A 16,724-nucleotide genomic window follows, 5' to 3' on the forward strand; every position below is an offset into this window, starting at 1 on the left:
ACCCGTTTTTCCCTGCGCTTTCGCGCCCGCCCTTGGACCCCAGAGCCACTTCAAATACCGCCCCTTCGCGCGCCATTCTGGTCGGCGTCGACTTCGGCAAGCATGATTTCCAGGAAAGCCTCAGCGAACTGGCGCTGCTGACCTCTACCGCTGGCTCTGTGCCGGTGCATACGTTGACGGGCCGCCGCTCGCGGCCGGATCCGGCGCTGTTCATCGGCTCGGGCAAGGCCGAGGAGCTGAAGGAGGCCGCCGACGCGCTGGATGCCGACGTGGTGGTGTTCAACCACGCCCTGAGCCCGGCACAGCAGCGCAACCTGGAGCGCTTCCTGAACCGCCACGTGATCGACCGCACCGGCCTGATCCTGGACATCTTCGGGCAGCGCGCGCAGAGCCACGTGGGCAAGGTGCAGGTGGAGCTGGCGCAGGTCCAGTACCGCGCGTCGCGGCTGGTCCGCGCGTGGAGCCACCTGGAGCGGCAGAAGGGCGGCATCGGCATGCGCGGCGGCCCCGGCGAGCGCCAGCTCGAGCTGGACCGGCGCATGCTGGACGAGCGCGCCAAGCGGCTCAAGTCCGATCTGTCGCGGCTGCAGCGCCAGCACAGCACGCAGCGGCGCGCGCGCGCGCGCAATGACACGCTCAGCATTTCGCTGGTGGGCTATACCAACGCGGGCAAGTCGACGCTGTTCAATGCGCTGACCAAGGCTGGCGCCTATGCGGCCGACCAGCTGTTCGCCACGCTCGACACCACCTCGCGCCGCCTGTTCCTGGACGGGCTGGGCAACGTGGTGCTGTCCGACACGGTCGGCTTTATCCGCGACCTGCCCACGCAACTGGTGGCGGCATTCCGCGCCACGCTGGACGAGACCGTGCATGCCGACCTGCTGCTGCATGTGGTGGATGCATCGAGCCCGGTGCGCCACGAGCAGATCGAGCAGGTCAACCGCGTGCTGGCGGAAATCAACGCGCTGGACATCCCGCAGATCGTGGTGATGAACAAGATCGATGCCGCGCCCGAGCTGCTGGAGCAGGGCCCGCGCCTGGAGCGCGACGAGGACGGCATCCCCACCCGCGTGTTCCTGAGCGCGCGCGAGGGCATGGGCCTGGATGCGCTGCGCGAGGCCGTGGTCGAGGTGGCGCAATGGCTGGCCAGCCGCCCGCCCGAGCCGCAACCCTATGACCCGCGCCTGGCCGACGTGCCCCAGTACGCCGATGCCGGCGATGATGGCAGTGCAGATGAGGGCGGCGTGGCTGACGGCAGCGACGACGCTGATGCGGGGGATTCGGACAGGCTGTAGCCTGTCAAGTTGCCGTCAGTTCGCCGCCAGTGCTCCGGCCGTTCTGCCCAATCCCGGTGCGATTGCTGCCGGGATTGCGCGAATTGGCCAAAAGTGGCTCGGATGACTGCTAGAATCCCCCTGTTACAAACTTCCCCGGACCCGTGCACTTCATGCCCCAGTTTCCCCGGAATGCTGATTCGAGCCTGACACCAGGCGGCCGCTTCGCGCTGCGCGCGGGCTGGCAGCGCCTGCGCGCCATCTTCTCGCTGAACGATCCGCGCTGGGGTCGCAACGGTCAGGACGACGACGACAAGAAGGACGGTCGCGACGACAACCGCCAGCAGAACCAGCGCCCGCAGCAGGACGGCGGCCCGCCCGACCTGGACGAACTGTGGCGCGACTTCAACCGCCGCCTGAACGGCCTGCTCGGCCGCAAGGACAACGGCGGCGGCAACAACCAGGGCTTTGGCGGTCCGCGCACGCCGGGCAAGGGCTCGGGGGTGGGCGCTGGCGTGATCGTCGCGGCCGTGGTCGGCATCTGGCTGGCCAGCGGCTTCTTCATGGTTCAGGAAGGCCAGACCGCGGTGATCCTGCAGTTCGGCAAGTTCAAGTACTCCACCGGCCCCGGCATCAACTGGCGCATGCCCTGGCCGGTCCAGTCGGCCGAGATCGTCAACCTGTCGGCGGTGCGTTCGGTCGAGGTGGGGCGCTCCACCTCGATCAAGGACAGCAACCTGAAGGACTCGTCGATGCTGACGCAGGACGAGAACATCATCGACGTGCGCTTTACCGTGCAGTACGTGATCCAGGACGCCGGCGAATTCCTGTTCTTCAACAAGACCGACCGCGGTGGCGATGAAGAGCTGGTGACGCAGGCCGCCGAGACCTCGGTGCGCGAGATCGTCGGCCGCAACAAGATGGACGCGGTGCTGTACGAGAGCCGCGAACAGATCGCGCAGCAACTGGCCAAGTCGATCCAGGCCATCCTGACGGCGTACAAGACCGGCATCCGCGTGCTGTCCGTGAACGTGCAGAGCGTGCAGCCGCCCGAGCAGGTGCAGGCCGCGTTCGACGACGTCAACAAGGCCAGCCAGGACCGCGAGCGCGCGATCAGCGAAGGCCAGGCCTATGCCAATGACATCCTCCCGCGCGCCAAGGGTACCGCGGCGCGCCTGAAGGAAGAGTCCGAAGCCTACCGCTCCCGCGTGGTGGCGCAGGCCGAGGGCGATGCCTCGCGCTTCCGTTCGGTGCAGACCGAATACGCCAAGGCGCCGCAGGTGACGCGCGACCGCATCTATCTGGAAACCATGCAGCAGATCTACACCAATTCGACCAAGGTGCTGGTGGACGCGCGCCAGGGCAACAATCTTCTCTACCTGCCGCTGGACAAGCTGATGGCACAGGCCGACGGCCGCGCTGCGCCGCAGCCGGGCCAACCGGGTGCGGCCAGCCCGCCGGCGTCCGCGCCGGATGCATCGACGGACGCCCGCTCGCGCGAAGCGCTGCGCAACCGCGACCGCGACTCGCGCTGAGGAGACCGTCATGAACCGACTGATTTCCTTCGCGATTGGCTTTTTCATCCTGCTGGCCGTGGTTTCGTCCATGCTGTTCGTGGTCGACCAGCGCCAGTACGCCGTGGTGTTCGCCTTCGGCCAGATCAAGCAGGTGGTGCGCGAGCCCGGCCTGCACTTCAAGCTGCCGCCGCCGTTCCAGAACGTGGTGTTCATGGACCGCCGCCTGCAGACCATCGACGTCGCCGCCAACGAGCGTTTCCTGACCGCCGAGAAGAAGAGCATGGTGGTGGACTGGTTCGTCAAATGGCGCATCACCGATCCGCGCAAGTTCTTCGTGGCCTTCGGCGGCAACCTGCGCGGCGCGCAGGACCGCATGACCCAGCGCATCGACTCGGTGGCGCGCGAGGAGTTCGGCAAGCGCACCGTGGCCGACGTGGTCGCCGGCGAGCGCGAGCAGGTGATGCAGGCCATCCGCAACGGCATGGCTGAATATGCCAAGTCGGTCGGCGTCGAGATCCTGGACGTGCGCCTCAAGCGCGTTGACCTGCTGCCCGCGATCAGCGAATCGGTGTACCGCCGCATGGAGGCCGAGCGCAAGCGCGTGGCCAACGAACTGCGCTCAACTGGCGCCGCCGAGGGCGAGAAGATCCGCGCCGATGCCGACCGCCAGCGCGAAGTGGTGCTGGCCGAGGCCTACCGCGACGCCCAGGTGATCAAGGGCCAGGGCGATGCCAAGGCCTCGCAGATCTATGCCGACGCGTTTGGCCGCGATCCGCAGTTCGCGCAGTTCTGGCGCAGCATGGAGGCTTACCGCAACACCTTCCGCGACAAGCGCGACGTGCTGGTGCTTGAGCCCAACTCCGAGTTCTTCCGCTACATGCGCTCCAGCGGTGGTGCCGCCGCGGCGGCCTCGGGCGGATCCGGAGGCAAGCGCTAGCACCGTCGCTTGTCCGTGTGGCGAATTGACGAAACCCCGGCTTGCCGGGGTTTTGTCCGGCTGGAGCCATCCTCGCCGGGTGATGGCGCGGGCGCGTGGCGCCTGCGATGACGTTTCTGGTCAAGGACCGGTGCCTTGGGGCATTGCCTCGCGAGGTGGTCCGAATGACTGAGAAGAGATTGACTGAGAAGAGATTCACTATGTCCAACCATTGGCTGCTGCCAGAAAACATTGCCGACGTGCTGCCGTCGGAAGCGCGCAAGATCGAAGAACTGCGCCGCCGCATGCTGGACCTGTTCCGCACCTACGGCTATGAGCTGGTGATGCCGCCGATGCTGGAATACCTGGAGTCGCTGCTGACCGGCACCGGCCATGACCTGGACCTGCGCACGCTCAAGCTGGTGGACCAGCTGTCGGGCCGCACCATGGGCCTGCGTGCAGATATCACGCCGCAGGTGGCGCGCATCGACGCGCACCTGCTGAACCGCCCGGGCGTGACCCGCCTGTGCTACGCGGGCAACGTGCTGCATGCGCGCCCGGCGGGCTTCCACGCCACGCGCGAGCCGATCCAGATCGGCGCCGAGATCTATGGCCATGCCGGCCTGGAAGCCGACATCGAGATCCAGGACCTGATGCTGGCCGCGCTGCAGGCGGCGGGGTTGTCCGATGTCCGCATCGACATGTGCCATGCCGGCATCCTGGAAGCGCTGCTGGCGGGCCTGCCGTCGATCCGCAAGATCGAGGACGCGCTCTTTGCCGCGCTGGAAACCAAGGATGTGCCGGCCCTGCGCGAACTGACCGTGGGTATGCCGCAGACCGAGCGCGATGCGCTGCTGGCGCTGCCGACGCTGTACGGCGGCGTGGACGTGATCGATCGCGCGCGCGCGACGCTGCCGGCCAGCCCGGCCATCGGCCGCGCGCTGGACGAACTGGCGGCACTGGCGGTGCAGGTGCGCGGAGCCAGCGTGAATATCGACCTGTCGGATTTGCGCGGTTACCACTATCACAGTGGCGTGATGTTCGCGGCCTATGTTGCTGGCCTGCCCAATTACGTGGCGCGCGGCGGCCGTTACGACAAGGTGGGCGAGGCCTTCGGCCGTGCGCGCCCGGCCACGGGTTTCTCGCTGGATCTGCGAGAAGTGGCGGCGCTGTCGCCCGTGGAAGTGCGCGCCCAGGCGATTTTTGCGCCCTGGGATGCGGATCCGGCACTCCGGGCCGCGATTTCCGCGCTGCGCGCGGCCGGCGAGATCGTGATCCAGTCGCTGCCCGGCCATACCCACGAGCTCGATGAATTCAACTGCGACCGGCAGCTGGTGCGCCAGGATGCCGGCTGGGCCGTGGTGCCGCGCTGACGCTTGGGCGCCGGGCGTGCCCAAAAATCGAGAATCGCCCGGCAACAAGAGTAGAATACGTTTTTAACCTATTGACCAAAGCAATATGTCCGCATCCGCAGTAGGCCAGGGACGCAATGTCGTCGTGATCGGCACCCAATGGGGTGACGAAGGCAAAGGAAAAATCGTCGATTGGCTTACCGACCAGGCACAGGGTGTGGTGCGGTTCCAGGGTGGCCACAACGCTGGCCACACGCTGATCATCGGTGGCAAGAAGACCATTCTCCGCCTGATCCCGTCCGGGATCATGCGCGACGGCACGGTCTGCTACATCGGCAACGGTGTGGTGCTGTCGCCCGAAGCTTTGTTCCGTGAAATCGAAGAGCTCGAAGGCGCAGGCCTGCAGGTGCAGAGCCGCCTGCGCATTTCCGAGGCTGCCACGCTGATCCTGCCGTACCACGTTGCCATCGACAAGGCGCGCGAAGCGCGCCGTGGCGCCGCCAAGATCGGCACCACCGGCCGTGGCATTGGCCCGGCCTATGAAGACAAGGTGGCCCGCCGCGCGCTGCGCGTGCAGGACCTGTTCGATCCGCAGCAGTTCGCCGAGCGCCTGCGCGAGAACCTGGACTACCACAACTTCATGCTGACCCAGTACCTGGGCGCCGAAGCCGTGGACTTCCAGCAGACCCTGGACGAAGCGCTGGCCTACGCGCCGCGCCTGGCGCCGATGGTGGCCGACGTGTCGGCCGAGCTGTACGCGGTCAATGCCGCCGGCGGCAACCTGATGTTCGAAGGCGCGCAAGGCACGCTGCTGGACGTGGACCACGGCACCTATCCGTTCGTGACCTCGAGCAACTGCGTGGCCGGTGCTGCCGCGGCGGGCGCCGGCGTCGGCCCGGGCCGCCTGAACTACATCCTGGGCATCACCAAGGCCTACTGCACGCGCGTGGGCGCGGGCCCGTTCCCGAGCGAGCTGTACGACAACGACAACCCGTCGCGCCAGGACCCGGTCGGCGTGCGCCTGGCCAACGTCGGCAAGGAATTCGGTTCGGTCACCGGCCGTCCGCGCCGCACCGGCTGGCTGGATGCCGCCGCGCTCAAGCGCTCGGTGCAGATCAACGGCGTGTCGGGCCTGTGCATGACCAAGCTGGACGTGCTCGATGGCCTGGAAACCATCAAGCTGTGCGTGGGCTACGAGCTCGACGGCAAGACCGTCGACATCCTGCCGCGCGGCTCTGATGCCGTGGCTCGCTGCGTGCCGGTCTACGAGGAATTCCCCGGCTGGAACGAGTCGACCTTCGGCGTGAAGACGTGGGACGCGCTGCCCGAGCAGGCCCGCGTCTACCTGAAGCGCGTGGAAGAAGTGGTCGGCATTCCGATCGACATGATCTCGACCGGCCCGGACCGCGACGAGACCATCCTGCTGCGTCATCCGTACAAGGCCTGACCCGGCAGCAGCCCACCACCAGGCTGCGGCGCCACGAGCGCTGCGGCCCGCCAGAAATAAATCGGCCCGCGCAAGCGGGCCGAGCCATATCGGTCAACCGACCCGACGATACAAAGAGTAAAACGATGAACCTGCCAACGAACGATGACGAGAACCTGTGGGTCTCCTGGGACGAATACCATCGCCTGATCGCACGCCTGTCGCTGAACGTGCATGAGTCGGGCTGGAAGTTCGACAAGATCCTGTGCCTGGCGCGCGGCGGGCTGCGCGTGGGCGACCAGATGTCGCGCATCTTCGACGTGCCGCTGGCCATCCTGGCCACCAGCAGCTACCGCGAGGCCGCGGGCACGCAGCAGGGCAACCTGGACATCGCTCAGTACATCACCATGACCCGCGGCGAACTGACGGGCAGGGTGCTGCTGGTCGACGACCTGGTGGATTCGGGCATCACGCTGGAACGTGTGGGCCGCCACCTGAAGGAACGCTATCCGGCCGTGACCGAGGTGCGTTCGGCCGTGCTGTGGTACAAGGCGTGCTCGAAGGTCGAGCCGGACTACCACGTGACCTTCCTGCCGTCGAACCCGTGGATCCACCAGCCGTTCGAAGAGTACGACACGCTGCGCCCGCACAACCTGGCCGCCTGGCTCAAGCGCGGCAAGCGCGCCAGCCAGGACGACGGCGCGCAGGCCTGATGCGCTTGTGCCGGGGCCTGCCGCTACGGGCGGCCCCCGGCGGCCGGCTTAATAGCCGACCGTGAAACGCTGGCGCGAATGCGCCGGCTTTTCGATCTCATCGAGCATCGCGATGGCATAGTCTTCCATCGAGATCCAGCTCTTGCCTGCTGCGTCGCTCAGCAGGTTTTCCTCGCCAACGCGGAACTTTCCGGTACGCTCGCCCGGCTCGAACAGTGCCGACGGCGACAGGAAGGTCCAGTCGATCTGTTGTTCGCCGCGCAGCGCGTTGAGGAAGTCGCGGCCTGCGAGGGCTTCGGGCTTGTAGGCATCGGGGAAGTTCGGGGTGTCGACCAATTGCACCCCCGGCGCGACATGGAGGCTGCCGGCGCCACCCACCACCAGCAGGCGCGGCACGCCGGCCTGGCGCACGGCCGAGGTCACCTGCTGCGCGTTCAGCTGCGCAAAGCGCGCGCTGCTGATGACCACGTCGTTGCCGGCCAGGGCGGCAGCCAGTGCGGCGCCGTCGGCGCCGTCCACGTCCGCGGTGGTCACGCCGTCGCGTGCGGGCAGTTTGCTGGCCTGGCGCGCAATGGCGGTCACCTGGTGGCCGCGGCGCAGGGCTTCGTCGGTCAGGCGCGTGCCAACACGGCCGGTGGCGCCGATGATTGCGATCTTCATGGTCACTCCTTCTTTCGGTCAGGTTGATATGAAACCATTGTGGTTACATATCGGGGCAAAAAAATTCAGCGCTTGCGGCGCTGGCTGTTGCCTTCGACATCGGCGAGCATGCTGGCGATGGTGGCGCCGGCAAGGGTATCGTCCATGGCCGCCTGCGCACGGTCCGCGACCTTGCGCAGCGCACCGGTGATCTCGCGCCCGACCGGGCAGGCCGGGTTGGGCGCGCTCTGGTGCAGCGTGATCAGCGCGGTGGTTTCCACCACGCGGAACACGTCGAGCAGCGTGATTGACGCAGCCGGGCGCGCCAGCGTGGCGCCGCCGGTGCTGCCCATGGTGGTCGCCACCAGCCCGGCTTCAGCCAGTTGACCGACCAGCCGCCGGATCAGCGCCGGGTTGGTGCCCACGCTGGCGGCGATCAGCGACGAGGGCACCGGCTCGGCCGAACTGGCGAGCAGGGTAAGGATGTGGACTGCCACGGCGAACCGGCTGCTTGTGCTCAACGCTTGTGCTCGGGATGTCAGGTGCAATGTGAAACCATGATAGTTACACATGGTCGGGCATGTCAAGCACGGACAGGAGCGCAAGGAGGGCGGAGTACCGGGAGGGAAGGAGGTAATACGCCGATGTGGCAGCCAATGGCCGGTGGAATGCCGGAATCGCCACTGAAGCTGTTACACTCCTCGACATTGCCGTACCGTTGTGGTTCGGCTGTCGCGCGGGGTACGGTGCGCGGTTTCACGGACGGGAAAAAACCCGTACGCTCGCAGGTATGACATCGCGGCATGGCCGCCAAGCAAGGAGTGCAAGTTGCCGGATCTGATGCGCGAAACAGGCGTCAAAAACAAAAAACCCGCAGGGCTCGAAAGCGCTGCGGGTTTTTCCGGTAACTTGGTGCCCAGGAGAGGACTCGAACCTCCACAGTGTTGCCACCGCTAGGACCTGAACCTAGTGCGTCTACCAATTCCGCCACCTGGGCAGGTGTCGAAACAACCGAAGCGCTCATTATAGAGAGCGCGAGAATTTTGTCAAATAGTTTCCAGAAAAAATTGAATCAGAACAACTATCCGATCCCCAGCCGGGAAGAAATCCTGGGCGTGCTGAGAACGTCGGGATCCCCCCAGTCGGCCGGCGATATTGCCAAGGCCCTCTCCGTCACGCGCAAAGAGCATGACGGTTTCCAGAAGCGCCTGGCGGCCATGGAGCGCGACGGCCAGATCGAGCTGAACCGCAAGGGCCGCTATGAGCTTGCCCATCAGCCGAACTTCGTCACCGGCCGGGTGCAAGGTCACCGCGACGGCTTCGGCTTCCTGATCCGCGACGACGGCGAAGACGACATCTTCCTGCCCGAGCGCGAGCTGCAGAAGGCCATGCACAACGACCGCGCGCAGGTGCGCGTGGTGGGCTACGACCGGCGCGGGCGCCCTGAAGGGCAGATCGTCGAGATCATCGAGCGCGCCAACCGTTTTGTCATCGGCCGTCTGCTCAGTGAAGGCGGCGTGCTGGTGGTGGCGCCTGAAGACAAGCGCATCAGCCAGGACATCCTGATCCCGCCCAAGGCGCAGGGCAAGGCACGGGTGGGGCAGGTGGTCAGCGTCGAGCTGATCGAATTCCCCGACCGCTACGTGCAGCCGGTGGGCCGCGTGGTGGAGGTGCTGGGCGAAATCGACGATCCCGGCATGGAGATCGAGATCGCCGTGCGCAAGTACGGCGTGCCACATGCGTTCTCGCCGGCCGCTGCCCAGGAAGCCTCCGCGCTGCCCGACGAGGTGCGCCAGGCCGACCTGGACCACCGCATCGACCTGCGCGACATCCCGCTGGTGACCATCGACGGCGAAGACGCACGCGACTTCGACGATGCGGTCTATTGCGAGCCGGTCAAGATCGGCCGCGCCAAGGGCTGGCGCCTGATCGTGGCGATCGCCGACGTGTCGCACTATGTGCGCCCCGGCACCCCGCTGGATGCGGATGCGCTGGACCGGGCCACTTCGGTCTACTTCCCGCGCCGCGTGATCCCGATGCTGCCGGAGAAGCTGTCCAACGGGCTGTGCTCGCTCAATCCGCACGTGGACCGGCTGTGCATGGTGTGCGATGCCGTGATCACCGCCAAGGGCGAGCTCAAGGGCTACCAGTTCTACCCGGCCGTGATGCATTCGACCGCGCGCCTGACCTACAACGAGGTCTGGTCGGTGCTGTCCAACACCAAGGGCCCCGAGGCGCACAAGCGCGGCGAGCTGGTGCCGCACCTGCAGAACCTGTATGAGTTGTTCCAGGTCCTGCTCAAGGCACGGCGCGCGCGCGGCGCGATCGACTTCGACACCACCGAGACCTATATCGTCTGCAACGCGCAGGGCAAGATCGAGCAGATCCTGCCGCGCACGCGCAACGATGCGCACCGGCTGATCGAGGAGTGCATGCTGACCGCCAACGTCTGCGCGGCCGACTTCCTCGAACGCTTCAAGCACCCGGCGCTGTACCGCATCCACGCGGGCCCCAGCGAAGAGAAGCTGAAGAACCTGCGCGACTTCCTGCGCACCGCCGGCCTGTCGCTGGGCGGCGGCGACAAGCCGCAGGCATCGGACTACGCCGAGGTGATGGACAAGATCAAGTCCCGTCCCGACGCGCCGATGCTGCAGACCATGCTGCTGCGCTCGATGCAGCAGGCGGTGTACAGCCCGGACAATATCGGCCACTTCGGCCTGTCGTACGAGGCCTACGCGCACTTCACCAGCCCGATCCGCCGCTACCCCGACCTGCTGGTGCACCGCGCGATCAAGGCGGTGCTGGCACATACCAAGTACCAGCCGGCGTTTGCGCACGGGACCGAGCTGAATACCGCGATCTCGCCCAAGGCGCGCCGGCTGCAGGCCAAGGACGCCGAGCAGAAGGCAGAACTGACCGCGGCGCGCGCCAGGCGCAACGAGGCCATCTGGGACGAGCTTGGCCTGCACTGCTCGGCCAATGAGCGCCGCGCGGACGAGGCTTCGCGCGATGTCGAGGCCTGGCTCAAGTGCTACTTCATGCGCGACAAGCTGGGCAGCGACTACGCCGGCACCGTCAGCGCCGTGACCTCGTTCGGCATCTTCGTGCAGCTCGACGAGCTGTACGTGGAAGGCCTGGTCCACGTGACCGAGCTGGGCAGCGACTACTTCCAGTACGACGAGGCCCGCAACGAACTGCGCGGCGAGCGCACCGGCATCCGCTACCGCCTGACCGACCGCGTGCGCGTGCAGGTATCGCGCGTGGACCTGGATGCGCGCAAGATCGACTTCCGCCTGGTGCAGGAGCCGTCGGCGAAAACCCTGCGCGCCCGCGCGGGGGGCACCGAGACCCAGCCGCGCGTGCCCGCCGCCCATGCGGTGCCAGCACGCAAGAAGGGCCGCCAGCTGGCGGCGCTGCTGGGCGGCTCGTCCAAGCCGGAAGAGTCGTTCGACGAGACGCTGGACCGCGTGATCGAGGAGCAGCCGGTGTTCGAGGCCGTGATCACGCCGCTCAGGCCGCACGTGAAGACCGGCGGCAAGCCGGCCAAGCGCGCGGCCAAGCCCAAGCCCGCGCACCTGGAGAAGCCGCACAAGCCGGCCTCCAAGTCGCACCAGGCCAAGCCCGCGGGCAAGACGCCGGCCAAGAGCCCGCGCACCCCGCGCAAGCGCTGAAGCTTGCGGGGGCTGCCATGCCGCCGCCTCTCGCCCCCGGCCTGCTGCCGGGGGCGAGAGGGCGAGTACAATCGCGCCATGGCTAAAAACAAACTCCTGATCGGCTTTCACGCCGTCACCGCACGCCTGCGCCAAGATGCCAAGGGCGTGACCGATGTCTATATCGAATCCGCGCGCCGCGACCGGCGCATGCAGGACTTCGTGCGCCTGGCCGAAAGCCTGGGCGTGCGCCTGCATCCGGTCGATGCCGAGCGCCTGCGCGGCATGGCCGGCACCGACCGCCACCAGGGCGTGGTGGCACGTGCCGAAGACGTGGCACTGGCGCTGAACCTGGATGAACTGCTCGACGGCATCGAAGGCACGCCGCTGCTGCTGGTGCTGGACGGCGTCACCGACCCCCACAACCTGGGTGCCTGCCTGCGCGTGGCCGACGGCGCCGGCGCGCATGCCGTGATCGCCCCCAAGGACCGCAGCGTCGGCCTCAATGCCACCGTGGCCAAGGTCGCCAGCGGCGCCGCCGAGACCGTGCCCTATATCACCGTCACCAACCTGGCCCGCACCCTGCGTGAGCTGCAGGAACGCGGCATCTGGGTCATCGGCACCGCCGACGGCACCGAAAAATCGCTGTATGACATCGACTTCAAGGGGCCGACCGCGATCGTGATGGGCGCCGAGGGCGAGGGCATGCGCCGCCTGACGCGCGAGACCTGCGACGAGCTGGTCGGCATCCCGATGGCGGGCGGTGTGGAAAGCCTGAACGTCTCGGTCGCCAGCGGCGTATGCCTGTACGAAGCCGTGCGCCAGCGGCGCCTGCCGCGATAAGTCCATGGCCGCTGATTACGGTCTCCTTGACATGCCGGGGCTTGAGGAAGCACGCCGGCTGATCGCGGCCGCCGGCAATATCTTCGTGCTGACCGGCGCCGGCATTTCCGCCGAATCCGGCGTGCCGACCTTCCGCGACGCGATGACCGGGCTGTGGCAGCAGTTCGACCCGGAAGAGCTGGCCAGCGAGGACGCCTACCGCCGCCAGCCGGCGCTGGTCTGGGAGTGGTACCTGCATCGGCGCGAGCTGGTCGCAGCCGTGCATCCCAACCCGGCGCACCATGCGCTGGTCGCGCTGGCTGCGCAGAGACCTTTCACGCTGGTCACGCAGAACGTGGACGGCCTGCACCAGCGCGCCGGCAGCGCGGGCGTGATCGAACTGCATGGCAACCTGTTCGCCAACAAATGGCTGGACGGGTGCGGACGCTGCAACGAGGCGACCGCGCTGCCCGGCATGCCGCCGCGCTGCAACCTGTGCGGCGCGCTGATGCGTCCGGGCGTGGTGTGGTTCGGCGAGGACCTGCCGCGCGTGGCGCGCTACCGCGCCGAGCATGCGGCGCAGCACTGCGACCTGTGCCTGGTGGTCGGCACCTCGGGGCTGGTCTATCCGGCGGCGGGGCTGCCGGGCCTGGCGCGCGAGCATGGCGCGCCGGTGATCGTGGTCAATCCGCAGCCGTCGGCGCTGGACCAGACCGCGGATATCGTGCTGTCCGCCGCGGCGGGGGCATGTCTGCCATTGCTGTGGCCGCCGCAGCCGGCGCCCTCGGCCGGCTGAGCCTGGATCCGGGCGTTGCCGCCCGGACCATCCTTACTTCGCAATCTCGCCGATCAGCTTCTCCAGCTTGACCGCATCCGCCGCAAACAGGCGGATGCCTTCGGCCAGCTTCTCGGTCGCCATCGCATCCTCATTCAACTGCCAGCGGAAGGCCGGCTCGTCGGCCGCGATGCGGGCGATATTGGCGGCCTGGGCCTGGTCCACCGACAGCTTGTGCGCCACCGGGCCCTGGCCGGCCGCGAGCTGCTCGAGCAGCTCGGGGCTGATGGTGAGCAGGTCGCAGCCGGCCAGCGACAGGATCTGCGTGGTGCTGCGGAAGCTGGCGCCCATCACCTCGGTCGGGTAGCCGAACTTCTTGTAGTAGTCGTAGATCTGGCGCACCGAGCGCACGCCGGGGTCGTTGTCGCCGCCATTGGCGGCCGCGTCCCATTGCTCGCCGGCCTGCTTCTTGTACCAGTCGAAGATGCGGCCGACGAAGGGCGAGATCAGCTGCGCGCCGGCCTCGGCGCACGCCACCGCCTGCACCAGCGAGAACAGCAGCGTCATGTTGCAGCGGATGCCGTCGCGCTGCAGGATCTCGGCTGCGCGGATGCCTTCCCAGGTGGAGGCAATCTTGATCAGCACGCGTTCGCGCGCAATGCCGCGCTGCTCATACAGCTGGATCAGGTGGCGCGCCTTGGCCACGCTGGCCTCGGTGTCGAAGGACAGGCGCGCATCGACTTCGGTCGAGACGCGGCCTGGCACGATCGCCAGGATCTCGCAGCCGAAGGCGATCAGCACTTCGTCCATCACCGCATCGACGCCGCCGTTGCCGTGGTGGTCCTGTACCGCCTTCTCCAGCAGGTGCCGGTATTCGGGCTTTTGCACGGCCTTCAGGATCAGCGACGGATTGGTGGTCGCGTCCTGCGGGGTGTACTGCTTCATCAGCTGGAAGTCGCCGGTATCGGCCACTACCGTGGTGAACTGCCTGAGTTGTTCGAGCTGGTTCATGGTCGCTTGGTCGTCTGCTTGTGCGTCTGCAAAATCGTTCGCGGGCATCAGGGGTGCGCGTACGGCACCCGGTCCGGTCCATTGTACCGTCGCCCGCGTGACCTGCCGCCGCAATCCGCTACACTACGCGTTTCCCCCAACGCAATCTGGCTGTTGTCATGACTCAGGATGAACTCAAGGCGCTGGTCGCGCAAGCTGCCGCCGACTACGTGAAGCAGGAAGTGCCCGAAGGGGCAGTGCTCGGGGTGGGCACTGGCTCCACTGCCAATCTCTTCATTGACGCCGTGGCGGCATTCAAGGAGCGCTTCGCCGGTGCGGTGTCGAGCTCCGAGGCCTCCACGCGCCGCCTGCAGCAGCACGGCTTCAAGGTGCTGGACCTGAACGAAGTCGACGAGATCCCGGTGTATGTCGACGGCGCCGACGAGATCGACGCCAGCGGCGCCATGATCAAGGGCGGCGGCGGGGCGCTCACGCGCGAGAAGATCGTGGCTTCGGTCGCGAAGCGCTTTGTCTGCATCGCCGACGGCAGCAAGCTGGTCCAGACCATGGGCACCTTCCCGCTGCCGGTCGAGGTGATTCCGATGGCACGTGCAGCGGTGGCGCGCAAGCTGCAGGCCCTGGGTGGCCAGCCGCGTCTGCGCATGACCAAGGAAGGCGGCATCTACAAGACCGACAACGGCAATGTGATCCTGGACGTGGCCGGCCTGAAGATCGACGATCCGCGCGGCCTGGAACAGGCCGTCAACCAGGTGCCGGGCGTGGTCACGGTGGGCCTGTTCGCGTTGCGCGGCGCGGATGTGTTGCTGCTGGGCACCGGCGACGGCGTGCAGCGCACTGACTACTGAGCAAAGTCGTCCGCTGCCAAGCAAAAAGGGGTGCCTGAGGCACCCCTTTTGTCATTGGCCGGTCCGGTTCAGGACTGCGGCGGCACGTAGCCCTGCGCCTGGTCGGCGCCCTCGCCGAAGAAGTACTTCTCGGTCTGCTTGAGCAGGTACTGGCGCGCGCGCGCATCGGCCATGTTCAGGCGGTTTTCGTTGATCAGCATGGTCTGGTGCTTGAGCCAGCCAGCCCAGGCTTCCTTCGACACGCTTTGCCAGATCTTCTTGCCCAGTTCGCCGGGCAGCGGCGGGAAGTCGAGGCCTTCGGCTTCCTTGTTCAGCTTGATGCATTGGACCATGCGGGCCATGGGGACTCCTTGGTATGTTCGTTAGAGCTTCGGCGCTGGCGCTATTGTAGCCAAGCGGGGCACCTGCCCCTACGGCTTCAGAGCTTTTTCATCAGCACCATGGACTTGCGCTGCCAGTTGTAGAGCTTGCGCTTGTCCTCGGGCAGGTCGTCGACGTTGGCGTGGACGAAACCGCGCTTCAGGAACCAGTGTTCGGTCCGGGTGGTGAGCACGAACAGCTTCTCCAGGCCGAGCGCGCGGGCGCGGCGCTCGATGCGCTTGAGCAGGCGCTCGCCGTCGCCGGTGCCCTGGGCTTCCTGCGATACCGTCAGGCAGGCCATCTCGCCCATGTTCTCGCGCGGGTAGTCGTAGAGCGCCGCGCAGCCGAACAGCACGCCGTCGTGCTCGATCACCGAGAAGTTGGAGATATCGCGCTCGATCAGGTGGCGTCCGCGCGGCACCAGCGTGCCATCCTGCTCCAGCGGGGCGATCAGCTGGACGATGCCGCCGACGTCGTCGAGCGTGGCTTCGCGCAGGCTTTCCAGGTCGGTGTCGGACAGCATGGTGCCGACGCCGTCGTGCAGGAACAGTTCCAGCAGCACCGCACCGTCGAGCGAATAGGGGATCAGGTGCGCACGCGGCACACCGCCCTTGAGCGCCTTGACCAGGTGCTGCAGGTAGTTGGCCACGTCCGGCGGCAGATGGTTGTTTTGCAGGCGCTCCACGGCGGTGCGCAGGGACATTTCCTGCATCATCTTGCCGACCGGATCGGGCACGCCCGGCACCTCGGTGATGAAGATCAGCTTGTCGGCCTTGAGCGCCGTGGCGGTGGCGCTGGCCACGTCTTCCATCGACAGGTTGAAGGCCTGGCCGGTGGGCGAGAAGCCCAGCGGCGACAGCAGCACCACCTTGCCGTGCGACAGCGACATGCGCACGGACTCGGCGTCGATCTTGCGCACCAGGCCGGTGTGCTGGTAGTCGGTGCCGTTGACGATGCCGACCGGGCGGGCAGTCACGAAGTTGCCGGAGATCACCGACAGCTGGGCGCCGGCCATCGGCGTATTGGGCAGGCCCTGGCTGAAGGCGGCCTCGATGTCCAGGCGCAGTTCGCCGGCGGCTTCCTTGGCGCATTCGAGCGCGGCGTTGTCGGTGACGCGCACGCCATCGACGAACTGTGACTCGACATGGCGCAGCGCCAGCTGTTCTTCCACCTGCGGGCGCGAGCCGTGCACCAGCACGATCTGCATGCCCATGGCGTGCAGCAGCGCGACGTCGTTGACCAGCGCATTGAGCACGCCCGACTTGACCAGTTCTCCGGCGAAGGCGATCACAAAGGTCTTGCCGCGGAAGGCATGGATATACGGCGCCACCATGCGCAGCCAGTCGACGAACTGCTGGTGGTCGGGGCCGCTGCGCTCGGGCTCGGCCGCCGTGGGCGCCGGGGCGGCGGGCACGGGGGAGGTC

General features: G+C 67.0%; 15 protein-coding genes and 1 tRNA gene. 10 read left to right on the forward strand and 6 right to left on the reverse strand.

All coding sequences use genetic code 11. The features are described from left to right. The first annotated feature begins 32 nt into the window (after nt 1-32). The 6 genes from hflX (at nt 33) to AC3WRI_RS10045 (ending at nt 7,198) form a co-directional block, all read left to right on the forward strand. Complete coding sequence (gene hflX, locus AC3WRI_RS10020) at nt 33-1,295, forward strand: GTPase HflX (RefSeq protein WP_010809432.1); 1,263 nt, start codon at nt 33-35, stop codon at nt 1,293-1,295. A gap of 152 nt (nt 1,296-1,447) precedes the next feature. Further along, nucleotides 1,448-2,809: an FtsH protease activity modulator HflK gene (gene hflK, locus AC3WRI_RS10025; protein ID WP_010809433.1), complete on the forward strand. Its 1,362-nt coding sequence runs from the start codon at nt 1,448-1,450 to the stop codon at nt 2,807-2,809. A 10-nt stretch (nt 2,810-2,819) separates the two neighbouring features. Then, entirely contained in the window at nt 2,820-3,728 is a 909-nt protein-coding gene (hflC, locus tag AC3WRI_RS10030) for a protease modulator HflC (protein ID WP_010809434.1), read from the forward strand. Between the two features lie 200 nt (nt 3,729-3,928). Next, nucleotides 3,929-5,080, forward strand: a complete 1,152-nt coding sequence (locus AC3WRI_RS10035; protein WP_010809435.1) for an ATP phosphoribosyltransferase regulatory subunit — start codon at nt 3,929-3,931, stop codon at nt 5,078-5,080. Nucleotides 5,081-5,165: 85 nt separating this feature from the next. Continuing rightward, the gene (locus AC3WRI_RS10040; protein WP_010809436.1) at nt 5,166-6,506 is read left to right on the forward strand and encodes an adenylosuccinate synthase; all 1,341 of its coding nucleotides are present in this window, start codon (nt 5,166-5,168) and stop codon (nt 6,504-6,506) included. Between the two features lie 125 nt (nt 6,507-6,631). Beyond that, nucleotides 6,632-7,198 carry a phosphoribosyltransferase gene (locus AC3WRI_RS10045; RefSeq protein WP_010809437.1) on the forward strand — a complete coding sequence of 189 codons (567 nt, stop codon included), beginning with the start codon at nt 6,632-6,634 and terminating at the stop codon, nt 7,196-7,198. 48 nt (nt 7,199-7,246) lie between these two features. Here the strand turns inward: AC3WRI_RS10045 and AC3WRI_RS10050 are convergent, their stop codons facing one another. The 3 genes from AC3WRI_RS10050 to AC3WRI_RS10060 all read right to left on the reverse strand — a co-directional run bounded on the left by AC3WRI_RS10050 (nt 7,247) and on the right by AC3WRI_RS10060 (nt 8,834). Continuing rightward, nucleotides 7,247-7,858, reverse strand: coding sequence for an NAD(P)-dependent oxidoreductase (locus AC3WRI_RS10050; RefSeq protein ID WP_010809438.1), 612 nt, complete (start codon nt 7,856-7,858; stop codon nt 7,247-7,249). Nucleotides 7,859-7,923: 65 nt separating this feature from the next. After that, a complete protein-coding gene (locus AC3WRI_RS10055) occupies nt 7,924-8,358 on the reverse strand; it encodes an Rrf2 family transcriptional regulator (RefSeq protein ID WP_010809439.1) in 435 nt (144 codons plus the stop codon). Nucleotides 8,359-8,747: 389 nt separating this feature from the next. Then, a tRNA-Leu gene (locus AC3WRI_RS10060) sits at nt 8,748-8,834 on the reverse strand. A 70-nt stretch (nt 8,835-8,904) separates the two neighbouring features. Here AC3WRI_RS10060 and rnr point away from each other — a divergent pair. The 3 genes from rnr (at nt 8,905) to AC3WRI_RS10075 (ending at nt 13,105) form a co-directional block, all read left to right on the forward strand. Beyond that, nucleotides 8,905-11,508 carry a ribonuclease R gene (rnr, locus tag AC3WRI_RS10065; RefSeq protein ID WP_010809440.1) on the forward strand — a complete coding sequence of 868 codons (2,604 nt, stop codon included), beginning with the start codon at nt 8,905-8,907 and terminating at the stop codon, nt 11,506-11,508. Between the two features lie 78 nt (nt 11,509-11,586). Continuing rightward, entirely contained in the window at nt 11,587-12,330 is a 744-nt protein-coding gene (rlmB, locus tag AC3WRI_RS10070; protein ID WP_010809441.1) for a 23S rRNA (guanosine(2251)-2'-O)-methyltransferase RlmB, read from the forward strand. Between the two features lie 4 nt (nt 12,331-12,334). Further along, nucleotides 12,335-13,105, forward strand: coding sequence for an SIR2 family NAD-dependent protein deacylase (locus AC3WRI_RS10075; protein WP_051398485.1), 771 nt, complete (start codon nt 12,335-12,337; stop codon nt 13,103-13,105). A 33-nt stretch (nt 13,106-13,138) separates the two neighbouring features. On the opposite strand, the gene tal is transcribed toward AC3WRI_RS10075, so the two are convergent. Then, a complete protein-coding gene (tal, locus tag AC3WRI_RS10080) occupies nt 13,139-14,095 on the reverse strand; it encodes a transaldolase (protein ID WP_010809443.1) in 957 nt (318 codons plus the stop codon). A gap of 158 nt (nt 14,096-14,253) precedes the next feature. Between tal and rpiA the strand changes: the two genes are divergently transcribed. Continuing rightward, nucleotides 14,254-14,940, forward strand: coding sequence for a ribose-5-phosphate isomerase RpiA (gene rpiA, locus AC3WRI_RS10085; RefSeq protein ID WP_011615619.1), 687 nt, complete (start codon nt 14,254-14,256; stop codon nt 14,938-14,940). Between the two features lie 68 nt (nt 14,941-15,008). On the opposite strand, the gene AC3WRI_RS10090 is transcribed toward rpiA, so the two are convergent. Together AC3WRI_RS10090 and argA are read right to left on the reverse strand one after the other, a co-directional pair. Beyond that, the gene (locus tag AC3WRI_RS10090; protein WP_010809445.1) at nt 15,009-15,281 is read right to left on the reverse strand and encodes an oxidative damage protection protein; all 273 of its coding nucleotides are present in this window, start codon (nt 15,279-15,281) and stop codon (nt 15,009-15,011) included. A 77-nt stretch (nt 15,282-15,358) separates the two neighbouring features. After that, nucleotides 15,359-16,714, reverse strand: a complete 1,356-nt coding sequence (argA, locus tag AC3WRI_RS10095; RefSeq protein ID WP_062804647.1) for an amino-acid N-acetyltransferase — start codon at nt 16,712-16,714, stop codon at nt 15,359-15,361. Nucleotides 16,715-16,724 lie beyond the last annotated feature (10 nt).

This window comes from Cupriavidus sp. FW305-27 (assembly GCF_058787995.1).